This window comes from Parasphingorhabdus sp., from assembly GCF_036568145.1.
Lineage (GTDB): Bacteria > Pseudomonadota > Alphaproteobacteria > Sphingomonadales > Sphingomonadaceae > Parasphingorhabdus.
Genome location: NZ_DATCTC010000036.1, coordinates 1 through 26,555 on the forward strand (window position 1 = coordinate 1; position 26,555 = coordinate 26,555).

Below are 26,555 nucleotides of genomic sequence, written 5' to 3' on the forward strand. Positions count from 1 at the left end.
CAGCGCCGGCGGGGTCTAGCCGCCGGCTCTCATCGAAGAAGGAGTCCTCGGTGAGATTCAGAATGCCGAACACCGTCACCATGGCGTCGGCCTCCGCAGCGACTTCCACGATGGGGATCGGGCGAGCAAAAAGGCAGCAATGACGCCGTGGCACATTGGCGACTTCCACGTCACGCCTTTCATGCTTGGGCCTCCCGCGACAATTTCGCTTCGGCCAGCGCGATAGCGCGCCGGATCGGCTCGACCGCCTCGGGGGGAAGCTGGGCCGTCCAGCCGGTGCGGATCACGACATGGGAGGCCGACCGCTGCCGGGGCATGACGGACAACAGGCCGTCATCGGAAATCGTCACCTCGCCGGGCTGGCAATCGCTGCTGCCGCTCTCATAGCTCGGCGTGTAGTTCGCCAGTTCGCCGGGCTGCTCGTCGGTCCACTCGGCATCAATGCCAACGGTGAACGTCTCCGCGTCCCGGTGCGGAAAGAAGCGCAGCCGGTAATGGTCCGGGTCCATCGCCTCGATCCACGCCGCGCCCGCCGCGATTACTTCGCCGACCGTCCACGCTCCGGCCCGGTAATGCTCGATCCACTTCGATTCCGACATAACGCCTCCGATGTGTCCGCTTTCTGTCCGTTATTCTATTCTGTCCGCTTTCTCATTGCAACAGCTATGAAAACGGACAAATGCGGAATGTCCGCCAAATGGTCGTTTAACGGACATTCGTAATGTGTCCAGTGCGGGCTTGGTTGGCGTTAAAAGAAAGATAAATGTTAAATCGCGCGCGCGCGTTACGGTTTCTAAAGGCCTTGCGCTCTAAGGCTTTGCAAGTGGATTGCGTTCCTAAAAGCACGAAGTCGGGCGTTCCTAAAAGCACGATGTGATCCACAAGCGAGCGTTCCTGAAAGCACGATGTGATCCACAGGGGCGGGCCAGCCCCTGAAAGTCCGCGTTAGAGGGGTGCTATAAAAAAGGGCGGGATTCCTCCCGCCCTTCTGTCGTGTCACGGTTTGACCTGGCTGTCGGCTATTCCTGCCGCCGATACTCCATCCTTCCATCGGTCAGGTTGCCCGATTTGCCGTCGATGGCGAGCGATATAGCGCCGAATCCGACCGACACCTGTAGAACATCATCCTGCAAGGTGGCCGGTAGGTTCGTGGTCCGCGTCTTGCCCGTGAACGGGCTAGGCTCGGTGTTCCGCACCATGTAGCTGTCGCCGTTTCGCTCGATCTCGAGCACGTGCTTGTCGTTCTTGACGCCGACCCATTGCCGTCTTGCGGAACAGAACACCGCCAATGCCGGGCGCCAGCACGACGGTTAGCACATCGCCCTGGGTCAGTCCGTCGGGCAGAACGTCAATCGCCGCGGCCACACCACACAGGCTGCCGATAACACCGGTCCAGATGGCCTTGGACGCCCACCAGGGTTTCAGTTCTTCCATTGTCGTTTCTCGATAATGCCCGCGACAATCGCGGGCGTCAGGATGAGGATCGTAAACGCCGATCGGTGTCAGCTTTGTCCATGTTGATATCCTTCGCGCAATTTCAGAGAGCAGCACGCACAGCGGTCACTTCAACACCTTCGTTCAGCCCCAGCGGCACAACCGAGGTGATATCCCACAGCCCACCGGCAAAGCTAATGCGATCAAGGACACTGAGCGTCAGAGACTTGTCATTGGCCAGCACCCGGAAAGTTGCTGGCTGCGAGGCCGAAAGTTGTGCGGCCTCCCGCCGTTCCGCGCCCGTGCCCCAGATGACGTGAGCCCAAGTTGCCGCATAGTCGGCCCAGATCTCGATATCTTCGCCGTACTCGTCCTCAATGACCGCCTTGCGCTGGAACAGTATTCTGCGATTGCGCGGCCCGGCTCTCATCAGACGCCCCTGCGGTGATTGCACAACAAACTGTCAAGACTGGTCCAGTCGCTTGCTTTGGCATGCTCGCGCCGATCGAAGCTGTCAGCGATGAACAGCAGCATGGCGTGGAGCACATCTTTGGGCGGAACTGTGCCGACCGACGCGGTCAGCGTAATTCGCGATCCCGGCTGGATGCCAGGCCATACCGCACCCGGCTTCAAGGCAATGGCCGTATCAAGCCCATCAGCCCGCAGTTCATAAATTGTAACCGATAAGGTCTGCGCGGCGCCGGCCACATCAATATACTCGATCGACGTGACGGAATTGACCGGCGCGAACGGAAGCCGCGCCATATCGGCAAAGCTGTCGCAGTGCGCGACCAGCGATCGCTCAGCAAATACCGCCCCGCAATAGGCCTCGGCGTGCGCCCGCGCGGACGCAATGTAGAGAGCGAGCAGATCGTCTTCATCAGATTCCTCAATGCGGCACTGGGCTTTGGCCTGAGCAAGACTAACCGGTTCAATCTCAGGTAGGGCAGGAGCAACCGGATACCAGCTCATGGCGCAGCTTTCTTCCTCACAGCCGCACGCCGCTCGGGCACGGCCTTGACCGCCCGCTCTATCTTAGGATTGGCGAATGCCACAGCATAGCCGGCAGCGATCAGGCTGCGTGCTTCACCATCGTTGCACTCATATTCGTCGCCCGCGCTCCATGCGCCATTCGCGCCGGATAAGCTGGTTGTCAGCTTGATTTTCATATCGTTCTCCTTTCCGGAAAAGCGCCCATGCGCCGTTCAGGAAAAGGGCGGAGCCGAAACCCCGCCCGATCCAATTAGGTGGCTTTGGTGATAAGGTGTTTCACTGCAGCGGTGTCGCCCAATTCGCCGTCAAAACGGATAAGGCCAGCGATGCCCATATCAGGCCAGAAACGCTCACGCATAACACCGATGACGGGCTGGCCGACCTTGCGAACATAATATTTGGAAAGATCCCCAAACAATGCCACTTTAGTCGCCGCCGCCACTGCTGGAACCGATGCAATCGCCTGATTGACGTGGTAGTTATACCCAAGCAGAGAGCCGGGAACGCCTTGCTGGACGTTGCCCATCTGCCAGAGATAATTACCGTCTCCGTCTTTCAGTTTACGGATCATCTTCAAGGTGGTGTCATTGAACATGAAACCAACTTTCGGGCCTGTGCGATATGCAGGGTCAACCGAGTGAACAAGGTCAATCAGTTCATCTGCAATAATCGCGGTAGCCGTTGCAGTCGTAACGCCGAGCGTTGAAGCCGTGACGATACCGTTAGGATCGCCAGAGCCATCGCCAACAGTCAGTTCCCGGTTAGCGATACGTCCGAGACGTTCACCAAGCAACTGGCCGAGCAGCGATTCCATGTTGAAAATGCTGTCAGTGTCCAGTTCCCATGACCAACGCACAAACTCGGTGTCATAGGCGTAGGCATCAAGGCTTTTCTGCCCGAACGTCACATCCTTGCCGCCATCATCCGTTAGCGCTGTGGCTTCGGTGTGCTTTTCAGCAGCAACAGCCGTGTCATCAACAGTCGGAATCTTGATAGGATTGCCGCTTGCTGTAACCATTTCGGTCGTCACGCCAGGATCATACATTGGACCCCATGCCAGCATCGACTTGATGATCTGGTTTGACAGTTCGGTAGGAACCGTAAAACCGCCAGCAGTCGTGGTGCCTGCGGTCTGTGCACGAAACTCCGCACGGCCTTGTGCAAGCACAGCGCGTTCTTCTTGCGTCAGGTCTTCAACCGGGCCGCAAATAGCTTTGGCAAAAGCAACACGGTATTCAGCCGTAACACCTTCATCAACGCCGCGCGATTCACCGTCAGCCGGGTGAGGCCGATTGGCGGCGCGAGCTTCTTCTGCCCGCGCTTCCATAGCAGCCTGCCGTTCTTCACGGGCAATGTCGGCCTCAACCTTGTCGAAGTCGGTCATGATTTTGTCATGGCGTTCTTCCAACTCAGCAGCGCGGCTTTGATCGGTGTTGCCTTTGATTTCGTCCAGTGCTTCACGGGCCTGAGTAACTAGGCGACCGCGTTGTTCCTGATAATCTTTCAGGGTCATATTACTTACTCCGTCTTAGTGGTTTTGCAGGAAGGAAGCCCCTGCCCAGCCTCCGGCGGTCGCCGGGATTTCAGATACCACGCAAGCGATGATCGGTGTCAGCTTTGCGTAGTAAATAGCCAGAGACATTATGCTCTTTGCGCGCTTCGCTGCGGGCTGCATCGAGTGAACGAAGCGCAATGGATGTGCCATCATAAGCTGGTTCGGAAACAATGCTGACCTCGCGCAATTCGACCTCGTGGATCGTGCGTGTCGGTGGGTCAGATGTTTCGTCCCATTCGTCGTGGGTGACGATAAAACCAAAAGACATGCCGGAAATATCGCCGCGATCAATCAATGTGCGAACGTCACGGCCATCTGTGGTGTCGGGAAGGTCAATTTCCACCGCCAATCCCTTGTCATCGACAGAAATGCGTAGTGTGCCAGCGCTGGATCGGCCCAATACCCGCCCGCGATCATGGTCAAAATAAGCCCGGACATCAGCATTTTTAAGCGTTTCGGTGAACGCAGTTGGCGCGATTACCTCGCGGAAATAACCGCCAATGTCAGCATCATCTCCGAATACAGCCGCATATCCTGCGGCCATGTTACTTTCCCCGTCTGCGCGGCACTCTACCGGCTGCACAAGCGACCGGCGCTCAGTTTCCAGTGTCATCAACATCTCCTTCACTTCCGGCGGCATCATCCACATTGCTGCCGAGCGGCACAGTCGCGCCTTGAACATACAAATTGTCGCCATTTTCTTTAGGTGGCAGATTCTCAAGCGCGCGGGCCTCGTTAGGCGTCCGTAGCGCGTTCTGAATCGCTTGGGCGTGTCCGTTCATCCGGCTTGCGAAGTCACCGCGCATCAGCCCATCCATCGAGTGTTCAACATATCTTTTGTTCCTGGCCGCTCCGAATAATTTCAGATTCAATTCGTCCTCAAACGCCTTCGCCCACTGCGCGATCAAATGTTTAATCAGGTGTAAATCCTGCTGTTCGACATTGGCGAACGTGCCTCGGCTCAAGTCCTGCAAGAATACCGGCGGGATATTGTAAATTCGCGCAATTTCCTGGATCTGGAACAGCCGCGCTTCAACCATCTGGCCCTTGGCAGGGTCAAAGCCGACCTGTTTCAATTCATGGCCGGGCGGCATCGGGAATATTGGCTTATCCGAAGCCTTTGCCGCTTCAATCGCGCGGTTAATGTCGCCCATTGCTCGCTTCATAGCTTCCGCGCCTTGCGGGAGCGGCCCTGATAATGACAACGGCGGAACGCCGCCGCCTGCAAAGAAGTTGCTGCCATAATCGTTCATGGCAAGCGCAAGCTGGATAGCTTTAGCGCCCATGACAATCGGGCTATAAGATGAAAGCTGGTCACGCTTTAACAGGAACGGAATGTCGATAATATCCGCAGCAGCGTATGTTTTCTTGTCATCAAGGGTGTAAATCCGTTTGCCGTTCTCCAGTTTGACCGTGACGTTAGATGGATTAATCGGCCATATGCCAACAACCTGATTACCGGCCCGCTCAACCCAAGCCATCCCGCGTCCGCCGGTGAACACCTGCGTCCATAGATATTTACGCAGCCCGAAAGAAGTCCATTCACTGTTCGGCGCTTCATTCAAGATACGCTGTAAAGGCCCGCCTGCCCGTTCAGAGCCTTCATTGTTCGCCCGATATACATGCAGCGGCAGATTGGCGAGGCTGGACGACAGAAACGTGACCGCCGCCGATACCGCCGGAACAGCCAGCGCGCTATCAATGGTGACGTTCGGAAGATTGCCCGATTGCACACCAAAGAAGGCGAGGAAGTTTTCGGAACTCACCGGGATGGCCGGGTTCTCCACCGAGCCCCGTGTCTCGAGCCCGAACCAGTCACGCCAGCCCATCATGCCACCAACCTGAAGTTCGGGTCATCCCATGGGGAGACGGGAACGGCGATGACGCTGCTCATTGCCGCGCCCAGCGCCATACACAGTGCGACCGCGCAATCGATCTTGTTCACAGCTCTCTCCTTTGCCAGCCAGTGGTTACCCCAGCGGTCCTCATCGGTGACTGCCGACATGATGGCCGAGACGAGGACGGGGCTGCGTTTGAGGCGCAGCCGCCGCTCTAGCAGAGCTTCCTCGACCAGGCGCACCGAGCCCGGCATCCACAACCCTTCACTCATTCCCTCAGGCGCCTTGCCGCGCCTCGTGCCGCCCTGGGGGTGCTCCACGAACGGCAGGACAAGACCGAGTTCGGCTACTTCTTCTTCGAGGCGCCGGAAGGCGTAGCGGTCGTAAGCCGCGACACTGATATCGAACATGCGGTCATAATCGGCCAGCACCTGCGCGACGTGGCGCAAACTGATATTCTCGCCCTTGGGCGCATGCAAATGGCCGTCACGGACCCATGTCGCATAGGGCGCCTTGTCACGTAGTTCACGCGCCCGCAGCGTATCCCCTGGTGTCCAGGCTTCGATCCAGCCATCAAATAGCGGCTTTCCTATATGATCGCCGCTCTCCACAACGCCCGTTTGCACGATCGCTGCAAGAGCCGTAATATCCCGGTTTTGTGAAAGGTCGATGCCGAGCGCCGCGCGGGCACCTGCGTGATCGGCAATCTCGAAGTCGGCAAGTGCCGGTTCCACCGTTGCCCGCGTCATCCACGCGGTTTCTGCATCCGTCCAGACACAAAAGTGCAGCCGTAATATGCCGTTGAGCTGCCCCGGAATCGCCTTGGCCTGCGCCACTACTTCAGTGAGATATTCACGCGTAATCGTCACACCCAGAAGCGGATTTGCCTTGATCCAGCAAGACGGGTCTTCAAGCGGGTCGTCATTCTCGTCAAGTGCACAAACATATGAAAATGTCGTATCGTCGATCACCTCGCCCAAATAACTAGGGTCGGTAACCGCATCGTTATTGCCAGCAGCAACTTTAACCGCGTGTTCGTGTTCCTCCCATGCCGCTGAATTACGATCCGAGCCCGAATTGGTAATCATGAACAATAGCGGGTCCCGGCGGAACTTGAAGCCGCGCTCCAGCATCTCGATGATCGAGCGGTCGGGCAGCTCGTGTATTTCATCCGCGAGTATAAAATAGGGCCGCGGACCAGAGCCGGTCTTGCCGGTATCGCGCGATACGGGGCGGAAGAATGAACCAGATGCATGATGCGCGATGTTGAACTCGCGCCCTGCCCCTCCGGAAAACTCTAACCTTTTTGCAAGAGCCGGTGACTGGCGCACCATCTTCACCGCATCCGCAAACAGGATGCCTGCCTGTTCGCGTTTGGCGGCCGCTGCATATATCTGTGCGCCGGATTCTGCGCATGCAGTCAAACCATAAAGCCCCAGCCCGCCAGCTACAGGCGATTTACCATTGCCCTTTCCCTGCTCTACATAGGCACGGCGGAACCGCCGGCGACCATCCTTTCTCTTCCAACCAAACAGGCTCCCGACGATGAATGCCTGGCTCGGCTCTAAACGGAAGGGTTCTCCCTCGAACTGGCCCTCGGACAATCTGAGCACTTCCTCGAAGAAGCCAAAGGCATGTTCTGCTGCATCAATATCAAACCGGATGCCGTCACCCCGCTTCAGATCATCCAGATGACGGCGGCACGCATTACGTACATGCGGGCCTGCTATAATGTCGCCGGCAATAACAGCGCGTGCGTAATCGCTGGTGCGGTCAGGCAAAGAATCGCTCGGCGGGGTCTTCGCTTTCCGCCGGCGTTTCTGCTGTGATTCTGGTTCTGGCACTGGGCGTCATCCCGAATTCTGCAGCGTAACGCATCATGTCCGCCGCTGCCTTGTTGGCAGTGCCAACCAGCGGGTTCTGGATAGCATTGCCGTTTGAAGTCTTGATCATCAGGCCACCGGTTAGCTGGTCCTTCTCTGCCATTTTTGCGATGGCCCGCTCGGCCTGAACCCAGCGGCCGTAAGCCTGGGCGTAAGCAGCCAGCGCAGCGCGGTCGACCTCGCAAAGCAGGCCGATCCGGTGCAACTGCTGCGCGACCCTGCCCCATTCCTCGAGCGCGTCTGCGCTTAAATGCGGCGGCGGATCTGGTAGCGCCGGAACAGGCCGTGCCTCCTTAGCGTTAAGCGGCCGCTTCCCGCGGTTCCCCTCAATCAGCTTGAGCGATGTCGGCTTTGGTTTGGTTCCAGGTTTCATTTAACCAGCTCTTCCCCTATGCGTTCGTGCAACCAGTCGGCCACCACCAATATTGCAGGGACCAAATCTATTTTCGCGATACTACTTCTTGCCGCTGCTACTACGGCACCCTCGGGCGATATCTTTACATGCACGCCGACCCGGGTATGGGATGGCGACGGGCCGATCTGGTGCGCCGAAGGTCCCAAAATCCGCCTCTCAGGCATCGCAGCTCGGGAGGCTGACGGCTCCTGCAGGCCGGGGCATCCCTGTCCCAGAGCATCGGCGAAAGATGCTCGCGACGCATTAGTTAAGCTGATCGGCCGCCCGGTGGGAAAATCTTCTCATGGTCACATTATGGTCAACGGCGCTGCCCTACGCTGCCGCTCTGAAGGCAGTGCCGGTGGATCACGAACTGCAGCGTGGTGCGTATCACCCAAATCCGGCGACCTCTCCTGCGCCATGGTAAAGGGAGGCTGGGCACTCAAGTGGGACCGGTACTGGGGGAAGCATCGGTGCTGATGCTCGTGCAGGTTCTGGTTATCGATAAGGTTCGCAGGCGATACCATCGAGATCGCCATCCATACCTTCTCGATAACCTGGCTGCCCCCGATAGATCGGTGCGACGCTCGCAGCGCGCGCATCGTCACAGCCAGCGTAATAGGCTGATTGCTCTATGGCGGCGCTTTCCTCAGGTGTTTTGCTGATGGTCGACCATAGGCTTTCCGCCACAGGCGCACCATGCCAAGTCGCGATGCCGACAACCAGGCTAAGGCCAAGAACCTGCACGCCAAAACTCCCTTTTGCAGGTTTTTGCTTTTGGTATCGACGCGGTCCGTTAGATCGCCGTCGGGATTTGTTCTGGTAACGCTGCATCACCAAAATGTAGCAGTCAAAAATTAACAGTCTCTTATCTGTTTCACCGCTGCTGCTCATCAAGTTCGGCGAATGCCCGCCCGTCTCCATCGAGAGTCGCGGCCTGTCCAGTAAAATCCTGCCAGCGTTTGATAGCAACATCCACATAAGCCGGGTTCAGTTCAATGGCGTGGACCACGCGGCCAGTCATCTCGCCAGCGATAATGGTGGTACCAGATCCTGAAAAAGGCTCGTAGACCGCTTGGCCCACGCAGGAATTATTCTCGATTGGACGCTTCATGCACTCCACCGGCTTCTGGGTGCTGTGCCCGGTCTCGTTCTTTCTGGGCTTGGGGATGCGCCAGATCGTCGTCTGCTTGCGATCACCCGACCAGTGGCCCTTTGCTCCCTTCTTGACGGCATACCAGCAGGTCTCATGCTCCCAGTGGTAATCTCCGCGCGACAAAACGAGCTGGCCCTTGTCCCAGATGATCTGGGAGCGCAGCTGGAAACCGCTGGCCGCAAGGCTGTCACCGACGATACCGCCAAACAGGCCGGCATGCCAGACATAGGCAACATCACCGGGGAATAGAGCCCACGCTTCGCGCCAGTCGGCTTTATCATCGTTGAGCACCTTGCCCTTAGCTGAGCCACTGGCTCCAATGCCTGCTTTCTCGCGCCACGCCGGTTCATATTCCACGCCGTAAGGTGGGTCGGTGACCATCAAGTGTGGCGTGACGCCGCCCAGCGCCTTGGCAACGGTATCGGCATCGGTGCTGTCACCGCAGATAAGCCGGTGCTTACCGAGCAGCCAGACATCGCCGGGCTTGGCGACAGGTTCGATCGGTGTTTCTGGAATCTCGTCCGGATCGGTGAGCCCCACGCTTTGATCTGCAGTGAGCGAAGCCAGTTCGTCATCTGAAAAGCCTATAAGCCCCAGATCAAAATCGAAGGCTTGCAGCTCGGTTAATTCAACGCGGAGCAGTTCGTCATCCCAGCCAGCGTTGAGCGCCAGCTTGTTATCGGCCAGCACATAGGCCCGCTTGCGCGCCTCGCTCCATCCCGCCGCAACCATGACGGGTATATCGGTCAAACCAAGTTTGCGCGCAGCAAGCACCCGCCCATGACCTGCGATCAGGCCGCCCTCATCGTCAACCAGAACCGGAATCGTCCATCCCCATTCGCGGATCGAGGCGGCAATCTGCGCCACCTGTTCCTCGCTATGGGTGCGGGCATTACGGGCATAGGGTACCAGTGCCGAGACGCTTTTGCGCTCGACCTTATCTGCAGGCCATTGCTGTGACATAGTGTTCCTTTGGATCAGTCCCCGCTAGCGGCGCTGTCAGTCGGCCAGTTCGGCCTGAATTTCGAAGTGGGTCACGAAGCCGCTCAGGTAGGGCAGCCCTACCGGGATGCCGGTTGCACGGGAGGTGTTGCGGCTGATCGTCCAGCCCATCCAGCGGATTATGCCAGCGTTGATCGCCGCTTCGAGGTCGAGGCCGGCGTGGATTCCATTATGCACATCGTCAGCGAAGTGGCGCCCGTAGCGGCTGTCGAGAAAATCTTGCACCCCTTCGGCGTTTCCGGTTGTGGCCTCGGCAATCGCCGGGGCGGCAATTGCCCATGCCGCATCAGCGTCCGTAAAGCCGGCGGTGGCGCCGTAGAAGCCCCAGGCTTCGTTGCGGGTCGGAAGGGTCGTGTTGGTCATTTGCGTTGCTCCGTTTCTTGAAACAACGTTCGCTCTGTTCGCGGCGACTATCCAGTCAAATAGACGGTTTAGCGTCACTATTCTGACCCTCACCCCCGCTCGCTAACTCGCGGCTGCGTGAAGTTATGGCCCGCACCGGTTTCCCTACCGAGAGCGACTAAGTGCGAACCGCCCCCCGGGGTCATTCACAAGGCCAACCGTCGTCATTGACCTCGATCCGCCTGCGAAACCCAAATTGCTCGGCTGTGCGTAACTGATGGCACTCGGCGCAGAGGCATCGGATGTTGCTGTCGTCGTCGCTACCACCTTTGGCGAGGGGTACGATATGATCGGGCACGGTCGCTTTGCAAACCATACCCTTGGCAGCGCAGTCGCGGCATAAAGGTTCTATCTGGAGACGGCGACGGCGCTGGATGACGGCAGCTCGTCCGCGCAGCCGTTTTGCCATATCGCTATCCTTGTATTACAATTTCGTCTGCCACTCGCTGATAGCCAGCATGATCTTGGCAGCTACGATCTCTTCCGCACTTTGGCGGACCAAAATATCATGCGACGCCAGATCGGAGCGCACGAGATCAGGAAGCTTTCGCACCACTTCCTCGATGAGTTTTCTGAGGGTTTCGTCGGTCATGCTATTCCCATGTGGCAGGGCTGGACATCGTGCAAGCCCCAAACAAAAGAACGCCCGGAAGAGGGGATGTTCTCCGGGCGCAGTTGTAAATTCTCTATTACGGAAGGCCTACAGCAATTGGCAAGCGTGGTCAACGGTAAAATGACGAATAATATAATAAATTCAGTTTGTTAGTTCTCTTGGTAGGCAAAGGAAACTGATCACGAACTGTCCCTGCGGAGCCCGAACAACCGCACCAGTGCATCAAGGCCGTGGCACAGGTTCCGTTGGTCTGCATGCGACCATGCCGCAGTATCCGTATCGTAGCAGACCACCGTATGAACCAGAACGCTGGGCTTGCGTCCGACAGTGCCCGGGGCATCGTGATCAGCCGTACGCAGCATCAGGATCGCCGCAGCAGCGCGACGCCGAACCTTCTCGACCAGTTCAGGATCATGGTCAGGCGCACTGCCACCGAAGATCCCCTCGTTGATCAACAGTGCAGTGACCGAACGAGGCTGATCCATAGGCAGACCCATGACGGCGCGGTTGCGGGCCATGATCTCTCCATACATTTCGCTCGCCGCCAGCTGCTCAGCCGTGATGCTGCCGGCAAAGGCGAGCCGACCGATCGCCGAGCCGAGGCGCTCGTCCTTCGCCTGCCGGGCGGTAACGCCGTAGTGGCGCTGACGAGCCTCAAGCACAGTCGCCGTCACCTCACGCCGTGTTTCAGCCTTACTTGGTTGGACTAGCTTGCCGCTAGGGTGCCGCCGCCCGGATTTCCGCTTACGACCGCGAGCCATGGTTCACCTCCTTTGCCGCAGGAGACGCTCCGTAAAGCTTCTCACCCAGTTGACGGACCATCTCGCGCTCGGGCCAGGACAGCCTCGGATCGGCTGCAGACACAGCAAGTATGCCCATCTCTCTCCAGCCATCACGCTTGACTTCATCGGCGCTGCGGCGCTCGCCGCCATAACCGCGGGGATGCCACTTCATCGTACCACCTCCCCGGCCGGAGCCGATGATGCACCGACACCGCTGCGGCGCAGATTAACGAATGGAACGCGGCCAAATGATTCTGAACCGGCCGTCATGGAAGTGGATGCGATGCCGATGGGCAAAGCGGGGGTATATGAAGCCATAAAAGGTCTCCGTTGCATATTTTCTGAGACTAATGATTTGAGACACGGATCAGCAGATTACGGAGGCGCGCGCTGATGAGGTGAAACAACGAGACGCGGGTTCCCATTCTGATGGGGGACGCACACCCCAAAGGGTGCGACCCCATTCTTTAGAATGGGGGTTACACACCGACAACTTAACAGGGGCCTTAAACCCTTAGAGAACTGCCAGAAATTGAAGTTTCGGAAGACGAAAGTCGTCAGTGTGTCCGCAACTGGATTATGAGTAACACAGCGTATCCCGGCGCAGGTCTGCAGGGGTAGTTGCGAAAACCCTCCGCAACTGGACCGCGCGCATCCCGGCGAAGGACAGCGCAGATCTTCGGATGTAGTTGCGAAGATTTGCCGCAACTTGCGCAACTGGCCCCCGCGCAGATCTGCGCAGGGTGCGATTGCCTGGAGCGCGGTCACTGGCTCTCCTCTGGATAGACCCAGACTCGCGGATTCTCGACCGGCAACGAACCTCCCGACTGCGGGCATTTGAAGTGGCTCGGCAGGACGTCGAGCATATTGTTGTGCAACTCACCGGTGTCTGTATCGGCAACCTCATCGGTTCCGGGAAAGGCCATGTGTTCGGTGCACATGAAGCCGAACTTGGATGTGGTGGTGCCCAATCCATAAGGGCCGCCATCTCGCACGAATTTTATATAGCCTTTGGTCGCGAGCACGCTGGTTCGGTCCCGGATGGTGTGCTTGCCGCCAAGACCTGCCTGATTTTCAAATTTCTCGGCAAACTGCGCCGCGGTGTACAGTCGTCCAGATGCAGCCTCGTCGAGCAAAATCTCGAGAATTACGTCATGCTTACGCACGCGTTCGGCATCCAGGAGGCTCCCGATTTCCTGGCGTACCAGCCGGTCATTATTGACATCTACCTCCACCCACTGCCCGCCACGCTTGTCGATAAGCATTGGCTCAAGCGCCGGGCCATTGCGCAGTTCGATCTCAAGCCGGCGCTCGCCGCTGCTTTCTATCGGACGATGCATGATGACGCCCGCGGTATAGAAACCGCGTAGCGAACTTGCACCGGACAGCGCCTGAAACGGATCCTCACCGACCTGTTTCTTCGTCAGTTTCTTGGTATGATGTGCGAGGATCAAGCCTGCTTCGGGAGCGGCTGCATCGCGCAGCGCCTCCACCCGCTGCTGCAAGAAAAACAGCATCGCGGCATTGTCGTTTTCCCCGCCGCCGTCAGGGCCTCCGTCGAACACGTTACGAATCGGGTCGATGCAGATGATGTCGGGCGGCGCATCCGGAAAATATCTGGTGATTGCGTCGATCGCGAGCGCGACGCCCTTGTCATCAAGTAACAGGTTCAGCTTTGGCGTCACGATGAGATTATCCCGCGCCGCTGCAAGAACCTGCTGATCGAGACGGATCGCCTGTAACCGTTCGCGCAGATAATGATATTGGATCTCGGCCTGAAGGTAGAATATCCGCAGCGGCCGCGGCGGTATAAACCGCAGAAATGGTCTGCCAGCTGCCAGGTGCACGAGCATGCAGATCAGAAAATCGCTTTTTCCTACTTTGGGCGCGCCGCCGACAACGAGCATGCCGCCGGGGGTCAAGACGCGCGGGGCAATGATATCGTCGGGCATCGGGCCGCTGTCATCGAGCAGCGCACCCAGCGATAAGGCTGGCAGCGAGCGGGGTGCGCGGACGGCAGTCCCAGCGGCTGCAGGCCCGTTGCGCTCATAATGACGCTCCGAAATGCGGTCAGCTTCCTCACGCAGCCGCTCAAACGGCCAGCTTGGACGCAGCATGGCGGCGTTGAACTCGCAGATCGCCTCCCAGCCCTCTGTTTTGCTGAGCCGACCTTCGTGGATCATACGCACGTAGTGGCCGATTGCAGCGCTTGCGCCGTCGAAGCGGGTCCAGGCATCTTCGCCGCCTGCACGCACCGGCGTGGTCAAGATCTGGTCGAGGGAAGGTTTTGATGTCGGTGACTGGGCGGCCGGATTGAGCCCCGGCAGCATCGGCATCGCGGTGACAGCTTCAACCATCTCTTCGAGGTGGACTTCGTTCGCGCTGCGGTGATGCAGAATGTTTACGAGGCGACGCTCACCACCTTTCCGGTATATGCTACCTGCGACGCGGATCGGCTGATGGGCCGACCGAAAGGATAGATCGCCGCCGACCTTGCGGGCCATATCGCCGCGTATACGGCACAGAAGCGCGATATCGTCGTCCACTGCTGGTTCCGACAGCCGCCAGTACAGGTGCAGCTTACACTGCCCCTCTGGCGTCACACCTCCCGATGCTATCTCCAGACTGGGCTCTCCCAAGTACCGCGCGAGGTGATCCCGTTTGGCATTGATGTCACCGTGATCGAGATCGACGAGGATCGTCTGCATTTTCCGGACATCAGCAGCCTTGGCCTGTCCGGTCTGTGCGACAGTACCCGGGACGACGAACACGCCCATTCCCGCATCTGCGGCCGACCGGGCGAACTCTGCGACTTTGGAAGCCGCGTCCGTATCCGCAGGCGTCCAGATTGTCTGGGGCGCACGATTCAAATTCTGACCCTTGTCGACATACGCCCGTACGGGGATGAGGCCGTCGCAGTGGCCGACGACGACTTCGATGAACGTCGTGATCTGCTCTGGATCGGGCATGACGGGAGCGCCGCCTAGTGGTTGAGGAGAATGATGATCCACAGGACCTGCTCCGCCATAGGGGCCGCCAGATATATCCGGAAACGCACGCTACTGCGCTCCCGGATTCTGGCGCCCCGTGCGGTCACGCAGCTGTCCGGCCTCAAATGCTTCGATATCCTTCAGGCGATAAACGACGCGGCCGCCGAGCTTGATGTATTGGGGACCCTCTCCAGTCCACCGCCAGCGTTCAAGCGTGCGGTGCGAAATGTTCCAGCGATCAGCTAGGTCGATTTGATTGAGGTGTTTGGTAGCCATCTGTTACTCCTTGGGTTGGTGTCGAAAACCTGAGGAGAATATGGCAGGGGTGCGGGTAGGAGCCGGGTAGGAGCTAGGGAGGAATCAAGGTAGGAATCGCGAAAAATGGCCTCCAGATGCAAAAAAACCGCCTCATTGGACGGCTACAGATTTACTAAAGTTAAGAGAATCAGGCGAACATCCAGCAGCTGCCGTTCTCTTCCTTAATGAATTCGCGCCAGTCTTCCCTGGGGGAAAATGCCTTCGCGAGCGTGTTGACGCTGACGAGGAATTCTGCATTTTCGAGAAGCTGGACGGTCATGCATTCGGGATTGCCCGATTTCCAAGCTTTGTAGAGTTGCCGAATGATCGCCCGATTTTTTACCCCCCTAAATCGATATCGCTTTCCCCGAACAGTGACAGAACCACCATCGGCTCCCATAGTAATTGCTTCATCGGTCTGTGGTGCACCCCAGGCTATGCGTGCGGCGAGAAGTTCCGGATCTACTGTCAGCCCGCCGGAAACCGCTACATCCCGAACGGCGATGAATTCATGGCCATTGTAAATTTTCGCAGGCAGTCGGTCGGCAGGAGTGGAACTGAGTACGATCCTAAGCCCCGGTGCTGGCCGAATACGGGCAGCTTCGGTAAATTGCGCCCATACGGCCGGATCAGCAAGACGGCGGGTAATCCAAACGGGCACGCGCTTGCTGCGCCCCGGCAAGCGCACTTCGCCAACTTCCCAAACGAGGCCGGGAACCAGAGCAATTGGGGCCGCATGCGCCCCATCCATGCGCGCAAGCATGTATAAGAATAACTTGTCGAAATTGACGCGAAACGTAGCCAGTTGAGCGTTGGGCACCGTTATCCAGCCCGCCGCCGGGCTGAAATAGCCGTATTCCGCCTGTTCGCCCGACCAGATCAAATTGATGGGTTCGTCGTCATGGTCGATGAGCGATGGAGCAGTCTGTTGTTCTTCGGAGGATTCCAGCAGTTCGCACGCCTTCAGAATCCCGCCAGCTGAAGCATAGTAGCCCTCCAGGGCTTGGCTGGTGATTATCGCAGCAGGTGTTTCGGCCACGGTCTGCAGAAGATCGGCAGCCAATGCATCAAGAGCTGGTAAAACCTCAGACCTCACGCAATATGCCCCAGCGGCGTAGATATTTCTCGCCAATCAACTGCTCGGCTTCTGTCTGCTCCTTGAGATTGCAGCCATGCGGCATGGTGATCATGAGAGGCAACGTTCGGCCGCGCCGAGCATCCCCCTTGGGGTGAAACTTGATGGTCAACCTCGCCTGCGTCACAACCCAACCGCCTGTCAAGGGACTGTGGGAGCCAAAGTGTTCAGAGGCCATATTCCAGATCGTGCGATCGGCCTTGCGCAGGCATTCAAGAGTGACCCGTTCACCGACATTGCCGATGGGCATGAGGCGCAACTGCTTCACCTCGACGGACTCGATCCCGTCCTTTGCGTCGGTCGGAAAAGAGAATGGCTGCGCCAGCATCGCAAGATCATAGGCACGCAACGGAACTTTCTCGCTTTGGAATTGGGTGCCAAGGAGATCACGCGCCATGAAGAGTGCCATTTCCTCTCGGCTTTCTCTGTCTTTCGAGACAACCTCGATAACCCCGGTTGCAGGCTCGTAGGTCATCGCCGCCTCAAACACCGGTCGATGTGCACGCCGGATGAGCGCACCGTCGGTATCAAAGGCAAGCTGATCATCCGGCAGACCTTCGCGGTAGATTGCGATCTGTACCAATTTGCAGTCCTCTCCGTTAAAGGTCGGCCGGAACCGCTCGAATATGTCGACATGGATATGGTTGCATTGGAAGCGCTCACGCAGCGCCACCTTGAAAGCATCGAGTGCAGCCTCATCCTGACGAAGATTCAGATTGGGCGTCCCGATGAAACCGTCCCAGCTACGGCCCCGCCGACGTTCATCTGTATACCGAATTTCCTCTGCATGCCGGAACTGCTTCGGCGCGTTGAGGAACATCCAGAGCGCGCGGTCGTGACCATTTGCGAGTTTGTCCATAGTCGCGCGATCGTCTGTAATGCTAAAGAGCGCGGCCTGTCCGGCATCATCAGCCAAACCATTTACGCGTTCGGCGTCGCGAAGCAGAAGGGCATGAGCCTCATCGTCTAACTCGTCGACAGCCCTGATCGCGGTTCGCGCCACCTCTGGCTCAGAGACATTCCAGTTTACCGGCGGGGTGAGCGTGATCTCATTATGGTCGAAATAAGCACGAAGACCGGTAGCCGACGTCTTGCGAATGAATTTGGCAATGGTAGTCATAGGGATACTCCTCCAGCTGGATCAGTCGCTGTGCACGCCGATCTGCTAAATAGCGTATTAGCGCAATCATGGCGAGTCAAGAGTATAAATACGCAGATTAGCGGATAAGCAGTAGACTACCCAAATAATGATCCCTGGTGGTCGGACTCGCCAAGCAATTTGAGAACCTTGAGCCTGACCTCTGCCGCCTCCCGTGACACCTGAAATGTCTCCATCACCGCGTTAACGATTCGCCGGCCATTGTCCGAACCAACCGGGACAGCCGCGTGAAGATTCAGTTCCTGGCAGTAATTGGACACCAAGAGACGGATCTGTGTCACCGGCATCAGTATCGCGCCGCAGACATAGCCTGCCTGCCACTCCATCCAATCGTATTCTCGTGCTTGAAGGATCGTGTCACGTTTGCAGATCGCAGTGTTCTCAGGGCTCTTACGGTCGAAAAGCTGCCCGTGTTGAAACTTTCCCGCCCATAGATGGCGGTGGAAATGCACATGGCCGAACTCATGCGCCAACGTGGTGCGCAGACGGTTCTCACGGCGAGGGTCATTTGCTAACCGGTCCGAGATAGAGACTTCGGGATCCTCGCCGGGATGAAAGGCTGTTACGCCTTCGACATCTTGCCCGTAAATCGACAGATCTGCACAGGAATCGAGACTAGCGCCGTTTAGTTCGATCAGGAGGTGCAGTTCGTCTGTGGTGATATGGGGGCGCGGATCTTGATTGCGCCTGCGATGCAGATCCCAGACCAGTTGCTCACACTCGCGGTCCAGTTCATCGTTTGTGTAATAAGGCCGCTCTGGAAATCGGCCCTTCGAGTCCCGAATCATCCGCATCTGCCGTGCCCTGTCTAATCGGTGATCGCGCGGCGAAAGTTGACGAAAGCCGCCGCCGCCTTGACAGGGTCGTCCAGCTTACTGCGAAGATCATCCGGGAACTTGCCAGCCGTCAGAAACAGCACACCCTCGTCTATATCCAGAACTTTAGCGAACTGCCGAATCAGATGGTCCGATGTGGGACTGCGCCGGTCATGCTCGATATCGTTGAGGTACTGCGGCGAAATCGCTGTGTCATCTTCTTCTTTCCGGATCCGTGCCGCCAATTCTTTTTGACTCATGGCCATAGCTTTCCGAGCTTTGGAAATCTGCCGACCGAAACTCATGCTGTCCTTTGTCATTGTCTGTTCACGCCCATACCATCCTTAGATCACGCGGTTATGCTGATCCGCGTAGTGATTGCTGATGCGATGGTCAAGGTTAAGCCGCAACGCTGCGAATCAAACTGCGCAGATTTACTGCCAGCCAGGTCAGCGCCCTGACTTGGGCCAGCACGCAGCCATCGAAAGATTTCTCATGGCTACGCAGTTCTACGTCAAGTAACTGATATTGCTTGTTTATCTGACTATCCCGCCTAGCGTGATCTCCACACAGCGAAACCGCGGAGATCACGATGCATCACAGCCTTGCGGGTCCAAACAGCCTGCCCCCTGACCAAATGACCGCCGATGCCCGGCTTGCCGAGTTGGGCCGGATCATCGCCGCCGGTGTTGTGCGCATGACCGACAAGTCCAGTTCTATATCTGCCAAATGCAGAGATAGTTCACTCGCAATCCCGACGGCCAAGAGCATCAGTGAAGCCGGGCCCAATGCCCGGATTGGAGAATATTGATGCAAAAAGAGAATGAAGCGAAAGTGCTCGCAAGGCTGGCGGCACTGAAAGATATGACGGTCAGGGAGCTGAAAGGCGAGTGGCAGGCCCTGATGGGATCGCCAGCGCCCAATAACAGCCGTCCGTTTCTTGAACGGCGGATTGCTTACCGGATTCAGGAACTGACCTTCGGCGGGATTACGAAACCAACACGGCAGTTGCTCGATGCTCTCGCCGATGAGGTCGAAGGCAAGAAGGTCAGAAAGTCGATGATTTCTGATCCGCGCAATCCCGTGATCGGCACGCGGCTGGTGCGAGAATGGGACGGCACCGAACATACCATCACGGTTCTGAAGGACGGTTTTGACTGGCAGGGACGGCGATATAAATCGCTGTCGGCGGTCGCCCGGGATATCACTGGCACCCAGTGGAATGGCTACCGCTTCTTTGGCCTGCGGGAACGGAAGGACGCAGCATGAGCAGCACCACGGCACCGATGCGGCGCCTGCGCTGCGCCGTCTACACCCGCAAATCCAGCGAAGAGGGGTTGGACATGGAGTTCAACAGCCTCGACGCCCAGCGCGAGTCCTGCGAGGCCTATGTCGCCAGCCAGCGCGCCGAAGGCTGGGTCTGCATGCGCGAACGCTACGACGACGGCGGGTTCTCTGGCGGGACCCTCGATCGCCCCGGGCTGAAGGCCCTGCTGGAAGACGTCGAGGCCGGCCTGGTCGACGTCATCGTCGTCTACAAGATCGACCGCCTGTCACGATCCCTTATGGACTTCGCCAAGCTGGTCGAGGCCTTCGACCGCAACAACGTGACGTTTGTATCGGTGACGCAGGCGTTCAACACCACGACCTCCATGGGCCGGCTGACGCTCAACATCCTGCTGTCGTTTGCCCAGTTCGAACGCGAGGTCACCGGCGAGCGCATCCGCGACAAGTTCGCCGCCAGCCGCGCCAAGGGCATGTGGATGGGCGGGTTCGTGCCGATGGGCTACGATGTGGTCGACCGGAAGCTGGTGATCAACGAAGCCGAGGCCGCTACGGTCCGCCACATCTTCCAGCGGTTTGTCGAATTGGGATCGGCGACCCTGCTGACCCGGGAACTGGTGGCGAGCGGCACCCTCAACAAGCGGGGCAAGCCGATCGACAAGGGGTTCCTGTACAAGCTCTTCCGAAACCGGCTTTATATTGGTGAGGCCGTCCACAAGGGCACAAGCTATCCCGGGGAACATCAGGCCATCATCACGCCTGAGCTGTGGGATCAGGTCCATGCCATCCTGCAGGAAAGCCCGCGCCAGCGTGCGGCCAACACTCGCACCCAGACCCCGGCACTCCTGAAGGGGCTCATCTTCACCGATCGGGGCATCGCCATGACGCCGACGGTGACGAAAAAGGGCAGCCGGCATTACCGCTACTACACCTCGATGGACGCGATCCGGAACCGGGCCTGCGAAGGCCGCGACAGCTTTGTCCGGCTCAATGCCGGCATGGTGGAATCGGCCGTCGTCCAGCACATCCGGTCGTTGCTGCGCACGCCGGAAATCGCGGCCCGGGCGATGGAGGCAGCGCGGCGGACTGCACCGGACATCGACGAGCACGATGTGGTCACCGCGCTGGCGGGATTTGACGGTCTCTGGGAATCGCTGTTCCCGGCCGAGCAGGCCCGGATCGCCCGGCTGCTGATCGAGCGGGTCACGGTTAGCGCCGATGGGCTTGCGGTCGACCTGCGCATCGAGGGCCTCGGATCGGTCATCCGGGAAATGGTCATCCCGAAGCAGGAGATGGCAGCATGAGTGCCCCCACGACCATGCGGGTGTTCATTCCGCTCTCCATCCGCAAGCGCAACGGGCGGCCGAAGATCGTCCCGCCGGCCGACATGGTGCCGGACAGCGATGGGGGCGTGGACCCGCATGTGCTGCGCGCGATTGCTCGCGCATGGAGCTGGCGGCGGAAGCTGGAGTCTGGTGAGGCGTCCACCATCCTCGACATTGCGCAGGCGGCGGACGTCACAGACAGATATGTTAGCCGGATGATCAGGCTGGCATATCTAGCCCCGGCGATACTCGAGAAACTCGCGCTTGAACGCTGTTCCCCGGCCGTGTCGGTCAAGGATCTGGCAGCTGCAGCGGAACTTGCATGGAAAGAGCAGGAAACGGCCGTGTTTGGCTGAGCGACGTTGTCCGCTTCGCGCCCTAATAGCGGCCATAAAGTCAGGCGAGGACACGCCTGAAAGCTGCCGTTCCAAAGTTTCGTCTGATTGAGGAAAATAAGCCTTCAATCGCAATAGGTCGAAAAATTTTCTTCGCGATGCGTCTTGGTCGCTGAAGTGAGGCGCATGAAATCCTCGTTAAGTTCGGCTTTGCCGTATCGTGACCGTGCACGAATTAAGTTGCTCCTTCATTATGACTTTCGGATGAGCACCACCCCAGCAATCACAAGCGCGCCGCCAGCCAGAAGCCAGGATTGATCGACAAGCAACGCGCTAGCTATGATCAATGCGGCAGCTAGAGGGCCTTTCAAGGACTGACGCTCATTGCGAAGTCCAGTGAGCTGCTCGATACTGAGCGGATCGAGCTGAACCGGCACATATCCTGACTTTGCGATCGAGTTCGCAGTGGCAAGTATGTCGGGCAAGGACGCCGACAAACCCAGCAGCTGACCGCGAAGTCTCTTCAAACCCGACCGAGCGCTGCCGAGCGAGAACCGCTCGGCGAGAAGCTCCGTCATGATCGGCCGGGTCTCTTCGGCGATGTTGTAGTCCGGTGCCAGCGATCGGACGAAGCCCTCTGCAGTCAACAAGGTACGCAGAAGAATGGCCAGATCAGGTGGCAGAACCAGTCGATAATCCCGCAACAGGTCGAAAACGCGGGAAAAAATCTGCGAGAACTCGATGCCAGATAACACGGTCCCCCTGAACTCTCCGATCAACTGATCCAGATCCACCGCGAGCGCATCGCGATCCACCTTCGGCTCCCCCGCCCATGCGAGCAGGACATTCGCGACATCGCTGGTTTCCTCACCAGCGATCGCAAGCACGAGGCGGACGATCTCGTCGCGCCTGGCCTTGGTGAGCGTCCCGACCGATCCAAAGTCGATGAAGCCGACATCCTGCTCGCCGATCATGAAGACGTTACCGGGATGGGGGTCGCCGTGAAATTCGCCGTTCAGGATGATCATCCGCAGGACAGCGTTGGCATAGCTTTTAGCGAAAGCCGCCACCCGCGGGTCGCCCGATGGGCTGCCCAGCGAAGACGCGGGCCTGCCGTACAGGCGTTCCTGAACGTTCACCCGCAGCCCGGTCAGTTCCCAATGGATGGCCGGGGTCCTGACGCCGATGGTATCGAGATATGCGCCGATCCGCTCGCAGGCTCGGGATTCCGCAGCGAGGTCCATCTCCCAGGCAAGATTGCGGCCGAAGGTCCGCAGAAACTCGACTGGCCGGTAACGCGCGATGTCCGGCGACCGTGCTTCCACGATCCCGGCAAGGCGTATAAGGAGGCGCACATCAGCCTCCATCCGAGCGGCAGTGCCTGGCCGCCGAACCTTCACGATGACCTCGCTTCCGTCCCGCAGTCTGGCGGAATAGGTTTGCGCTATGGAGGCAGAGGCCAAAGGCTTTTCGTCGAACTGCGCAAAGTCGCTCCGCCAGTCCTCACCCCAGCTTGAAGCAAGTACGGGCTCGATATCTGCGAAGGGCACTGACGACACCTGATCGTGCAGGGTTGAGAATGCCGTGATCCAGTGTTCGGTAAACAGATCGCTTCGGGTGGCGAGGAGTTGCCCCAGCTTTATGCCGACTGGCCCGATGTCACGGAGGAACGCCACAACTGCAGCCGGACGAAATTCGCGAGGATCGATGACATTGCTCGAAGAGGGAATAAATCCGAGGGCTCCGGCGAGATTCTTCGCGCCGTGCCTCATTAGGATTTGGCCGATCTCCGCGGCGCGAGCGATGCTGCTGATAGGCTTTTCCGGGGGCGATGCCATGATTTTACTCAGCCTCGGCCCGGAGTTGGTCCAGATTTTCCGATACCCTTGCAAGAATCTGCTGCAACGTTCGCTTCTCGTCGGCGGCAATGTCGCGCCAAAGCAGACCATGAAGCCTATCCGCGGAGCCTCTCAGTTCGGGCAGCAGATCGTCAAGCTGCTCCGTGAGGATGAGCTGCCACGCTCGCCGATCCGTCTCAGCTCGAAGCCTTTTCATCAGCCCGCGTGCGCAAAGACCTGCAATCGCCTGGCCGATGGTCGCCGATTCCAGTTCCAGTTTCTTGGCGATTTCAGCCTGCGTAAGGGCAGGATCGCGAAGAAGTTGTCCGATGATCCTCCACTGTGTCTGATTGAGACCGATCCTGGCGACCCTCGCATCGTACACTCTGCGCGCGCCGCGACTGATCTCGTCCATAAGATAGAGAATGCGGTCATCATCGGTGATGACCTTCTGCCGACGCTGAGACCGTGACATGGTATCTGGTTTTTCATCCATAGCGCTGTGTAGTCGGATAGCCTCGGATGCCCAAATGCAAACTGCTAAATGCCTTTACTATCTGGCTCACGGTTCATAGGGTGCGAGACGCGTTCACCTTTTACTGAGGCTGCCGAAAGAGTCAGATGACCGATAACTCCAACCAACCGGAGCAGGAGGGCACAACCCCAACGAAACCGCAATCGCGGCGTGGCTTGCGCATCGTGCTAATCCTCGTTGGTCTTGCCGTGCTGCTTGGCGGGATCTGGTGGTACTACCGGCACGTAAGCTACGGACAATACATGCAGTCGACCGATAACGCCTATGTCGCTGCCGACAGCGTCGTTATCTCTTCCAAGGTAGCGGGATACGTCGAAGAGGTCTTCGTGGGGGAGAACGAGCAGGTTGCTCTCGGCGGAGCCCTCGTACAACTGGATCTGCGGGATTATCAGGCGCAAGCGCAACAGGCGCGCGCACAGATCGCTGCGACCCTGGCCGGTGCCGACATAATCCGTTCTCAGGTAGCTGAACAGGATGCAGCCATTCGCCAGGCGCGGGGCCAACTCGCCGCCGCGCGCGCAGCACTCGACCTCGCGAACGACCAGGTGGCGCGATATCGGCCCCTTGCCGCGACAGGAGCCGAACCGCGGGAAAAGCTCGATCAGTATGAGGCGCAGGCGCGGCAGGCGCGGGCCGAACTCGCCGCTGCGCAGGCGGCGGTCGCTGCCGCGACCGCTCGCCGGGGGACCCTGTTCGAGCAGATCAGCCAGACCCAGGCGCAGGCGGACGCTGCTCGCGCTCAGCTGGAAACAGCCGACCTTACGGTTGAATCGACCTTGCTGCGCGCCAGCAAGGCCGGCCGCGTCGGCGATCTCTCGGTGAGGGTGGGCCAGTTCGTGCAACCGGGTCAACGTTTGATGACGGTGGTTCCGGTGAGGGCGATCTACGTGACGGCAAACTTCAAGGAAACGCAGGTCGGCCTGATCCGGGCCGGCCAGAGCGTCAGGCTCGAAGTTGACGCCCTGCCCGACCTTGAGATCGCGGGACGAGTGGTCAGCATATCGCCGGGAACGGGCGCGGAATTTTCCATCCTCCCCCCCGAAAATGCCACCGGCAACTTTACCAAGATCGTTCAACGGATACCCGTCCGCATCGCTATCGATGCTCCCCCTGAAGTGCGGCGTCTGCTCGTTCCCGGCATGTCGGTAGTGGCTACGGTCGACACCCGGAATGCTGCCGGCGAATTGGAAGAGATCTCGAGTCGGACTCAATGACCGAGATACTGGCAGCGCAGGACACTTCGATCGGGCCGGCCGGGAGCCGAAAGAACGCAGACGTTACTGCCTGGGTCGCTGTGGCCGCGGGCGCGCTCGGCGCCATGCTCGCGACGCTGGACATATCAATCGTCAATTCCGCACTCCCCGTCATTCAGGGCGAGATCGGTGCCACAGGCGCCGAAGGCACCTGGATTGCTACGTCATTTCTCGTTGCTGAGATTGTCGTCATTCCACTGAGCGCTTGGCTCGAACGGCTGTTCGGTCTGCGAACCCTCCTCATCATCGCGGTCAGCGCGTTCACCGCATTTTCTGTGCTATGCGGTGTAGCCACCGACCTTACGACCATGATCATCGGCCGCACGGGCCAGGGCTTCATGGGCGGAGTCCTCATTCCGACCGCAATGACTATTGTGGCTAAACGATTGCCGCCGCACCAACAGCCAATCGGAATGGCGCTGTTCGGCATGACTGTGGTTCTTGGCCCCGTGATGGGGCCATTGATCGGCGGCTGGCTGACCGAGAACCTGAGCTGGCACTATGCCTTTTTCGTCAATGTGCCAGTCTGCGCAATCCTGCTGCTCCTGCTGTTTATCGGGCTGCCTCACGAGAAGCCCAAGTGGGAATATCTCACGGACGCCGATTGGGCTGGCATTCTCGGGCTGATCCTCGGACTGGGCGGTCTGACTGTTGTACTCGAGGAAGGGCACCGTGAGGAATGGTTCGAGTCCTCACTCATTCGCTGGCTAACGGTGGTGACCATTATCGGCTTTGCCTGTTTGATTTACGGACAAGTGAAAGCACGCAAGCCGGTCTTGAAGTTGCAGCTCCTGTTCAATCGACAGTTCGCCAGCGTCGCGATCATGGCGCTCGCCCTGGGCATGGTGATGTATGGTTCGACCTATGTCATTCCGCAGTTCCTCGCGATCATTTCTGACTATAATGCTTTTCAGACGGGACTGGTCATCTTCTGGATGGGTGTCCCGGCCTTTCTCCTGATGCCGGTTCTGCCTCTGATGATCCGCAAGGTGGACATCCGCATTGCCGTCGGCACCGGAATGCTGCTGATGGCGATCAGCTGCTTTGTCAGCACGAGTCTGACCGCCGAATCCGGCGGCGCTGTCTTCACTGAAGGTCAGCTTATCCGCGGGGCCGGAATGATCCTTGCGATGATGTTCCTGAATCAGGCAACGGTGGCTTCGGTGGCCAAGGAAGACGCGGGCGATGCCTCGGGCATTTTCAACGCGGCCCGCAATCTTGGCGGATCATTCGCCCTCTCGGCCCTCGCTTCGTTCCAGGACCAGCGGATCTGGCATCATAGCCGGCGGATGGAAGAGACCCTGAATGCGAACAGCGTTTCGCTACAGGACTATCTCGAAGGGCTGGCGCGAAACTTCGGCGGCATGGAGGGGGCGATGGCCGTCCTGAGCCGCACCCTCCAACGCGAGGCGTTCATAATGACCTACAATGACGTGTTCCTGGTTATGGGGATTCTGACCCTCGCGACGGTTCCGCTGGTCCTCTTCCTGAGGCCGCTTCCAAAAAATGTCTCCCTTTCGATGCACTGAGCCCTACA

General features: G+C 58.5%; 34 protein-coding genes and 1 pseudogene. 7 read left to right on the forward strand and 28 right to left on the reverse strand.

Features of this window, described 5'->3' with window-relative positions:
• Positions 1-75 precede the first annotated feature (75 nt).
• From VIN76_RS14290 to VIN76_RS14345, 12 genes and pseudogenes are all read right to left on the reverse strand, one after another.
• Positions 76-144, reverse strand: a pseudogene (locus VIN76_RS14290) (QacE family quaternary ammonium compound efflux SMR transporter); the annotation flags it as partial.
• Positions 145-179: 35 nt separating this feature from the next.
• The gene (locus tag VIN76_RS14295) at positions 180-599 is read right to left on the reverse strand and encodes a hypothetical protein (RefSeq protein ID WP_000004369.1); all 420 of its coding nucleotides are present in this window, start codon (positions 597-599) and stop codon (positions 180-182) included.
• 420 nt (positions 600-1,019) lie between these two features.
• Complete coding sequence (locus tag VIN76_RS14300) at positions 1,020-1,199, reverse strand: hypothetical protein (RefSeq protein WP_332042543.1); 180 nt, start codon at positions 1,197-1,199, stop codon at positions 1,020-1,022.
• Positions 1,177-1,434 (reverse strand): hypothetical protein, encoded by a 258-nt coding sequence (locus VIN76_RS14305; RefSeq protein WP_332042544.1) that lies wholly within the window; start codon positions 1,432-1,434, stop codon positions 1,177-1,179. The genes VIN76_RS14300 and VIN76_RS14305 overlap by 23 nt, the downstream gene beginning before the upstream one ends.
• Positions 1,435-1,537: 103 nt before the next feature.
• Positions 1,538-1,864, reverse strand: coding sequence for a phage head closure protein (locus tag VIN76_RS14310; RefSeq protein WP_332042545.1), 327 nt, complete (start codon positions 1,862-1,864; stop codon positions 1,538-1,540).
• Positions 1,864-2,406, reverse strand: coding sequence for a head-tail connector protein (locus VIN76_RS14315; protein ID WP_332042546.1), 543 nt, complete (start codon positions 2,404-2,406; stop codon positions 1,864-1,866). Before VIN76_RS14315 ends, VIN76_RS14310 begins: the two co-directional genes overlap by 1 nt.
• Positions 2,403-2,603, reverse strand: coding sequence for a hypothetical protein (locus VIN76_RS14320; RefSeq protein ID WP_332042547.1), 201 nt, complete (start codon positions 2,601-2,603; stop codon positions 2,403-2,405). The genes VIN76_RS14315 and VIN76_RS14320 overlap by 4 nt, the downstream gene beginning before the upstream one ends.
• Positions 2,604-2,677: 74 nt before the next feature.
• Positions 2,678-3,940, reverse strand: a complete 1,263-nt coding sequence (locus VIN76_RS14325) for a phage major capsid protein (RefSeq protein WP_332042548.1) — start codon at positions 3,938-3,940, stop codon at positions 2,678-2,680.
• 70 nt (positions 3,941-4,010) lie between these two features.
• The gene (locus VIN76_RS14330; protein ID WP_332042549.1) at positions 4,011-4,595 is read right to left on the reverse strand and encodes an HK97 family phage prohead protease; all 585 of its coding nucleotides are present in this window, start codon (positions 4,593-4,595) and stop codon (positions 4,011-4,013) included.
• Positions 4,579-5,814: a phage portal protein gene (locus tag VIN76_RS14335; RefSeq protein WP_332042550.1), complete on the reverse strand. Its 1,236-nt coding sequence runs from the start codon at positions 5,812-5,814 to the stop codon at positions 4,579-4,581. The genes VIN76_RS14330 and VIN76_RS14335 overlap by 17 nt, the downstream gene beginning before the upstream one ends.
• Positions 5,811-7,601: a terminase large subunit gene (locus VIN76_RS14340; RefSeq protein ID WP_332042551.1), complete on the reverse strand. Its 1,791-nt coding sequence runs from the start codon at positions 7,599-7,601 to the stop codon at positions 5,811-5,813. Before VIN76_RS14340 ends, VIN76_RS14335 begins: the two co-directional genes overlap by 4 nt.
• Positions 7,594-8,076 (reverse strand): phage terminase small subunit P27 family, encoded by a 483-nt coding sequence (locus tag VIN76_RS14345; protein WP_332042552.1) that lies wholly within the window; start codon positions 8,074-8,076, stop codon positions 7,594-7,596. Before VIN76_RS14345 ends, VIN76_RS14340 begins: the two co-directional genes overlap by 8 nt.
• Positions 8,077-8,154: 78 nt before the next feature.
• Between VIN76_RS14345 and VIN76_RS14350 the strand changes: the two genes are divergently transcribed.
• Positions 8,155-8,577, forward strand: coding sequence for a thermonuclease family protein (locus VIN76_RS14350; RefSeq protein WP_414696376.1), 423 nt, complete (start codon positions 8,155-8,157; stop codon positions 8,575-8,577).
• A gap of 18 nt (positions 8,578-8,595) precedes the next feature.
• On the opposite strand, the gene VIN76_RS14355 is transcribed toward VIN76_RS14350, so the two are convergent.
• The 14 genes from VIN76_RS14355 to VIN76_RS14420 all read right to left on the reverse strand — a co-directional run bounded on the left by VIN76_RS14355 (position 8,596) and on the right by VIN76_RS14420 (position 18,768).
• Entirely contained in the window at positions 8,596-8,844 is a 249-nt protein-coding gene (locus tag VIN76_RS14355) for an excalibur calcium-binding domain-containing protein (protein WP_332042554.1), read from the reverse strand.
• 130 nt (positions 8,845-8,974) lie between these two features.
• Positions 8,975-10,216, reverse strand: coding sequence for a site-specific DNA-methyltransferase (locus VIN76_RS14360; RefSeq protein WP_332042555.1), 1,242 nt, complete (start codon positions 10,214-10,216; stop codon positions 8,975-8,977).
• 36 nt (positions 10,217-10,252) lie between these two features.
• The gene (locus tag VIN76_RS14365) at positions 10,253-10,618 is read right to left on the reverse strand and encodes a hypothetical protein (protein ID WP_332042556.1); all 366 of its coding nucleotides are present in this window, start codon (positions 10,616-10,618) and stop codon (positions 10,253-10,255) included.
• A gap of 181 nt (positions 10,619-10,799) precedes the next feature.
• The gene (locus VIN76_RS16290; protein WP_414696374.1) at positions 10,800-11,066 is read right to left on the reverse strand and encodes an HNH endonuclease; all 267 of its coding nucleotides are present in this window, start codon (positions 11,064-11,066) and stop codon (positions 10,800-10,802) included.
• 15 nt (positions 11,067-11,081) lie between these two features.
• Positions 11,082-11,249, reverse strand: a complete 168-nt coding sequence (locus tag VIN76_RS14375) for a hypothetical protein (protein ID WP_332042558.1) — start codon at positions 11,247-11,249, stop codon at positions 11,082-11,084.
• Between the two features lie 200 nt (positions 11,250-11,449).
• Complete coding sequence (locus tag VIN76_RS14380; protein ID WP_332042559.1) at positions 11,450-11,803, reverse strand: hypothetical protein; 354 nt, start codon at positions 11,801-11,803, stop codon at positions 11,450-11,452.
• 211 nt (positions 11,804-12,014) lie between these two features.
• Positions 12,015-12,224, reverse strand: a complete 210-nt coding sequence (locus VIN76_RS14385) for a hypothetical protein (RefSeq protein ID WP_332042560.1) — start codon at positions 12,222-12,224, stop codon at positions 12,015-12,017.
• A complete protein-coding gene (locus tag VIN76_RS14390) occupies positions 12,221-12,370 on the reverse strand; it encodes a hypothetical protein (RefSeq protein ID WP_332042561.1) in 150 nt (49 codons plus the stop codon). Before VIN76_RS14390 ends, VIN76_RS14385 begins: the two co-directional genes overlap by 4 nt.
• A 446-nt stretch (positions 12,371-12,816) precedes the next feature.
• Positions 12,817-14,922, reverse strand: a complete 2,106-nt coding sequence (locus VIN76_RS14395; protein ID WP_332042562.1) for an AAA family ATPase — start codon at positions 14,920-14,922, stop codon at positions 12,817-12,819.
• Positions 14,923-15,111: 189 nt separating this feature from the next.
• Positions 15,112-15,318, reverse strand: coding sequence for a helix-turn-helix domain-containing protein (locus VIN76_RS14400; protein WP_332042563.1), 207 nt, complete (start codon positions 15,316-15,318; stop codon positions 15,112-15,114).
• A 169-nt stretch (positions 15,319-15,487) separates the two neighbouring features.
• Positions 15,488-16,435 carry a hypothetical protein gene (locus VIN76_RS14405; protein WP_332042564.1) on the reverse strand — a complete coding sequence of 316 codons (948 nt, stop codon included), beginning with the start codon at positions 16,433-16,435 and terminating at the stop codon, positions 15,488-15,490.
• On the reverse strand, positions 16,425-17,594 hold the full coding sequence (locus VIN76_RS14410) for a hypothetical protein (RefSeq protein WP_332042565.1): 1,170 nt from the start codon (positions 17,592-17,594) through the stop codon (positions 16,425-16,427). Before VIN76_RS14410 ends, VIN76_RS14405 begins: the two co-directional genes overlap by 11 nt.
• Positions 17,595-17,710: 116 nt before the next feature.
• The gene (locus tag VIN76_RS14415) at positions 17,711-18,427 is read right to left on the reverse strand and encodes an ImmA/IrrE family metallo-endopeptidase (RefSeq protein WP_332042566.1); all 717 of its coding nucleotides are present in this window, start codon (positions 18,425-18,427) and stop codon (positions 17,711-17,713) included.
• A 14-nt stretch (positions 18,428-18,441) separates the two neighbouring features.
• Positions 18,442-18,768 (reverse strand): helix-turn-helix transcriptional regulator, encoded by a 327-nt coding sequence (locus VIN76_RS14420; protein WP_332042567.1) that lies wholly within the window; start codon positions 18,766-18,768, stop codon positions 18,442-18,444.
• A 272-nt stretch (positions 18,769-19,040) separates the two neighbouring features.
• On the opposite strand from VIN76_RS14420, the gene VIN76_RS14425 reads away from it, so the two are divergent.
• Genes VIN76_RS14425 through VIN76_RS14440 form a run of 4 tightly spaced genes read left to right on the forward strand, consistent with a single transcriptional unit; the run spans position 19,041 to position 21,413 of the window.
• On the forward strand, positions 19,041-19,259 hold the full coding sequence (locus VIN76_RS14425) for a hypothetical protein (protein WP_332042568.1): 219 nt from the start codon (positions 19,041-19,043) through the stop codon (positions 19,257-19,259).
• Complete coding sequence (locus VIN76_RS14430; RefSeq protein ID WP_332042569.1) at positions 19,259-19,717, forward strand: DUF2924 domain-containing protein; 459 nt, start codon at positions 19,259-19,261, stop codon at positions 19,715-19,717. The genes VIN76_RS14425 and VIN76_RS14430 overlap by 1 nt, the downstream gene beginning before the upstream one ends.
• The gene (locus VIN76_RS14435) at positions 19,714-21,036 is read left to right on the forward strand and encodes a recombinase family protein (protein ID WP_332042570.1); all 1,323 of its coding nucleotides are present in this window, start codon (positions 19,714-19,716) and stop codon (positions 21,034-21,036) included. Before VIN76_RS14430 ends, VIN76_RS14435 begins: the two co-directional genes overlap by 4 nt.
• Positions 21,033-21,413: a hypothetical protein gene (locus VIN76_RS14440; RefSeq protein ID WP_332042571.1), complete on the forward strand. Its 381-nt coding sequence runs from the start codon at positions 21,033-21,035 to the stop codon at positions 21,411-21,413. The genes VIN76_RS14435 and VIN76_RS14440 overlap by 4 nt, the downstream gene beginning before the upstream one ends.
• Before the next feature lie 230 nt (positions 21,414-21,643).
• Here the strand turns inward: VIN76_RS14440 and VIN76_RS14445 are convergent, their stop codons facing one another.
• Complete coding sequence (locus tag VIN76_RS14445) at positions 21,644-23,230, reverse strand: ABC1 kinase family protein (protein ID WP_120717191.1); 1,587 nt, start codon at positions 23,228-23,230, stop codon at positions 21,644-21,646.
• A gap of 4 nt (positions 23,231-23,234) precedes the next feature.
• Positions 23,235-23,726, reverse strand: a complete 492-nt coding sequence (locus VIN76_RS14450; protein ID WP_332042572.1) for a MarR family winged helix-turn-helix transcriptional regulator — start codon at positions 23,724-23,726, stop codon at positions 23,235-23,237.
• Positions 23,727-23,851: 125 nt separating this feature from the next.
• Between VIN76_RS14450 and VIN76_RS14455 the strand changes: the two genes are divergently transcribed.
• Together VIN76_RS14455 and VIN76_RS14460 are read left to right on the forward strand one after the other, a co-directional pair.
• Entirely contained in the window at positions 23,852-24,979 is a 1,128-nt protein-coding gene (locus VIN76_RS14455) for an HlyD family secretion protein (protein ID WP_332042573.1), read from the forward strand.
• Complete coding sequence (locus tag VIN76_RS14460) at positions 24,976-26,547, forward strand: MDR family MFS transporter (protein WP_086741071.1); 1,572 nt, start codon at positions 24,976-24,978, stop codon at positions 26,545-26,547. Before VIN76_RS14455 ends, VIN76_RS14460 begins: the two co-directional genes overlap by 4 nt.
• Positions 26,548-26,555: the final 8 nt, after the last annotated feature.

What these genes read in the sequence shown, in the direction of transcription:
- VIN76_RS14410 (WP_332042565.1), bottom strand. Translation starts at nt 17,594, where the DNA reads ATGACTACCATTGCCAAATTCATTCGCAAGACGTCGGCTACCGGTCTT.
- VIN76_RS14385 (WP_332042560.1), bottom strand. Translation starts at nt 12,224, where the DNA reads ATGAAGTGGCATCCCCGCGGTTATGGCGGCGAGCGCCGCAGCGCCGAT.
- VIN76_RS14440 (WP_332042571.1), top strand. Translation starts at nt 21,033, where the DNA reads ATGAGTGCCCCCACGACCATGCGGGTGTTCATTCCGCTCTCCATCCGC.
- VIN76_RS14375 (WP_332042558.1), bottom strand. Translation starts at nt 11,249, where the DNA reads ATGACCGACGAAACCCTCAGAAAACTCATCGAGGAAGTGGTGCGAAAG.
- VIN76_RS14345 (WP_332042552.1), bottom strand. Translation starts at nt 8,076, where the DNA reads ATGAAACCTGGAACCAAACCAAAGCCGACATCGCTCAAGCTGATTGAG.
- VIN76_RS14295 (WP_000004369.1), bottom strand. Translation starts at nt 599, where the DNA reads ATGTCGGAATCGAAGTGGATCGAGCATTACCGGGCCGGAGCGTGGACG.
- VIN76_RS14320 (WP_332042547.1), bottom strand. Translation starts at nt 2,603, where the DNA reads ATGAAAATCAAGCTGACAACCAGCTTATCCGGCGCGAATGGCGCATGG.
- VIN76_RS14455 (WP_332042573.1), top strand. Translation starts at nt 23,852, where the DNA reads ATGACCGATAACTCCAACCAACCGGAGCAGGAGGGCACAACCCCAACG.
- VIN76_RS14360 (WP_332042555.1), bottom strand. Translation starts at nt 10,216, where the DNA reads ATGTCACAGCAATGGCCTGCAGATAAGGTCGAGCGCAAAAGCGTCTCG.
- VIN76_RS14435 (WP_332042570.1), top strand. Translation starts at nt 19,714, where the DNA reads ATGAGCAGCACCACGGCACCGATGCGGCGCCTGCGCTGCGCCGTCTAC.
- VIN76_RS14445 (WP_120717191.1), bottom strand. Translation starts at nt 23,230, where the DNA reads ATGGCATCGCCCCCGGAAAAGCCTATCAGCAGCATCGCTCGCGCCGCG.
- VIN76_RS14380 (WP_332042559.1), bottom strand. Translation starts at nt 11,803, where the DNA reads ATGTATGGAGAGATCATGGCCCGCAACCGCGCCGTCATGGGTCTGCCT.
- VIN76_RS14415 (WP_332042566.1), bottom strand. Translation starts at nt 18,427, where the DNA reads ATGCGGATGATTCGGGACTCGAAGGGCCGATTTCCAGAGCGGCCTTAT.
- VIN76_RS14425 (WP_332042568.1), top strand. Translation starts at nt 19,041, where the DNA reads ATGCATCACAGCCTTGCGGGTCCAAACAGCCTGCCCCCTGACCAAATG.
- VIN76_RS14315 (WP_332042546.1), bottom strand. Translation starts at nt 2,406, where the DNA reads ATGAGCTGGTATCCGGTTGCTCCTGCCCTACCTGAGATTGAACCGGTT.
- VIN76_RS14335 (WP_332042550.1), bottom strand. Translation starts at nt 5,814, where the DNA reads ATGATGGGCTGGCGTGACTGGTTCGGGCTCGAGACACGGGGCTCGGTG.
- VIN76_RS14305 (WP_332042544.1), bottom strand. Translation starts at nt 1,434, where the DNA reads ATGGAAGAACTGAAACCCTGGTGGGCGTCCAAGGCCATCTGGACCGGT.
- VIN76_RS14460 (WP_086741071.1), top strand. Translation starts at nt 24,976, where the DNA reads ATGACCGAGATACTGGCAGCGCAGGACACTTCGATCGGGCCGGCCGGG.
- VIN76_RS14330 (WP_332042549.1), bottom strand. Translation starts at nt 4,595, where the DNA reads ATGACACTGGAAACTGAGCGCCGGTCGCTTGTGCAGCCGGTAGAGTGC.
- VIN76_RS14420 (WP_332042567.1), bottom strand. Translation starts at nt 18,768, where the DNA reads ATGACAAAGGACAGCATGAGTTTCGGTCGGCAGATTTCCAAAGCTCGG.
- VIN76_RS14450 (WP_332042572.1), bottom strand. Translation starts at nt 23,726, where the DNA reads ATGGATGAAAAACCAGATACCATGTCACGGTCTCAGCGTCGGCAGAAG.
- VIN76_RS14430 (WP_332042569.1), top strand. Translation starts at nt 19,259, where the DNA reads ATGCAAAAAGAGAATGAAGCGAAAGTGCTCGCAAGGCTGGCGGCACTG.
- VIN76_RS14310 (WP_332042545.1), bottom strand. Translation starts at nt 1,864, where the DNA reads ATGAGAGCCGGGCCGCGCAATCGCAGAATACTGTTCCAGCGCAAGGCG.
- VIN76_RS14300 (WP_332042543.1), bottom strand. Translation starts at nt 1,199, where the DNA reads ATGGTGCGGAACACCGAGCCTAGCCCGTTCACGGGCAAGACGCGGACC.
- VIN76_RS14325 (WP_332042548.1), bottom strand. Translation starts at nt 3,940, where the DNA reads ATGACCCTGAAAGATTATCAGGAACAACGCGGTCGCCTAGTTACTCAG.
- VIN76_RS14400 (WP_332042563.1), bottom strand. Translation starts at nt 15,318, where the DNA reads ATGGCTACCAAACACCTCAATCAAATCGACCTAGCTGATCGCTGGAAC.
- VIN76_RS16290 (WP_414696374.1), bottom strand. Translation starts at nt 11,066, where the DNA reads ATGGCAAAACGGCTGCGCGGACGAGCTGCCGTCATCCAGCGCCGTCGC.
- VIN76_RS14365 (WP_332042556.1), bottom strand. Translation starts at nt 10,618, where the DNA reads ATGACCAACACGACCCTTCCGACCCGCAACGAAGCCTGGGGCTTCTAC.
- VIN76_RS14390 (WP_332042561.1), bottom strand. Translation starts at nt 12,370, where the DNA reads ATGGCTTCATATACCCCCGCTTTGCCCATCGGCATCGCATCCACTTCC.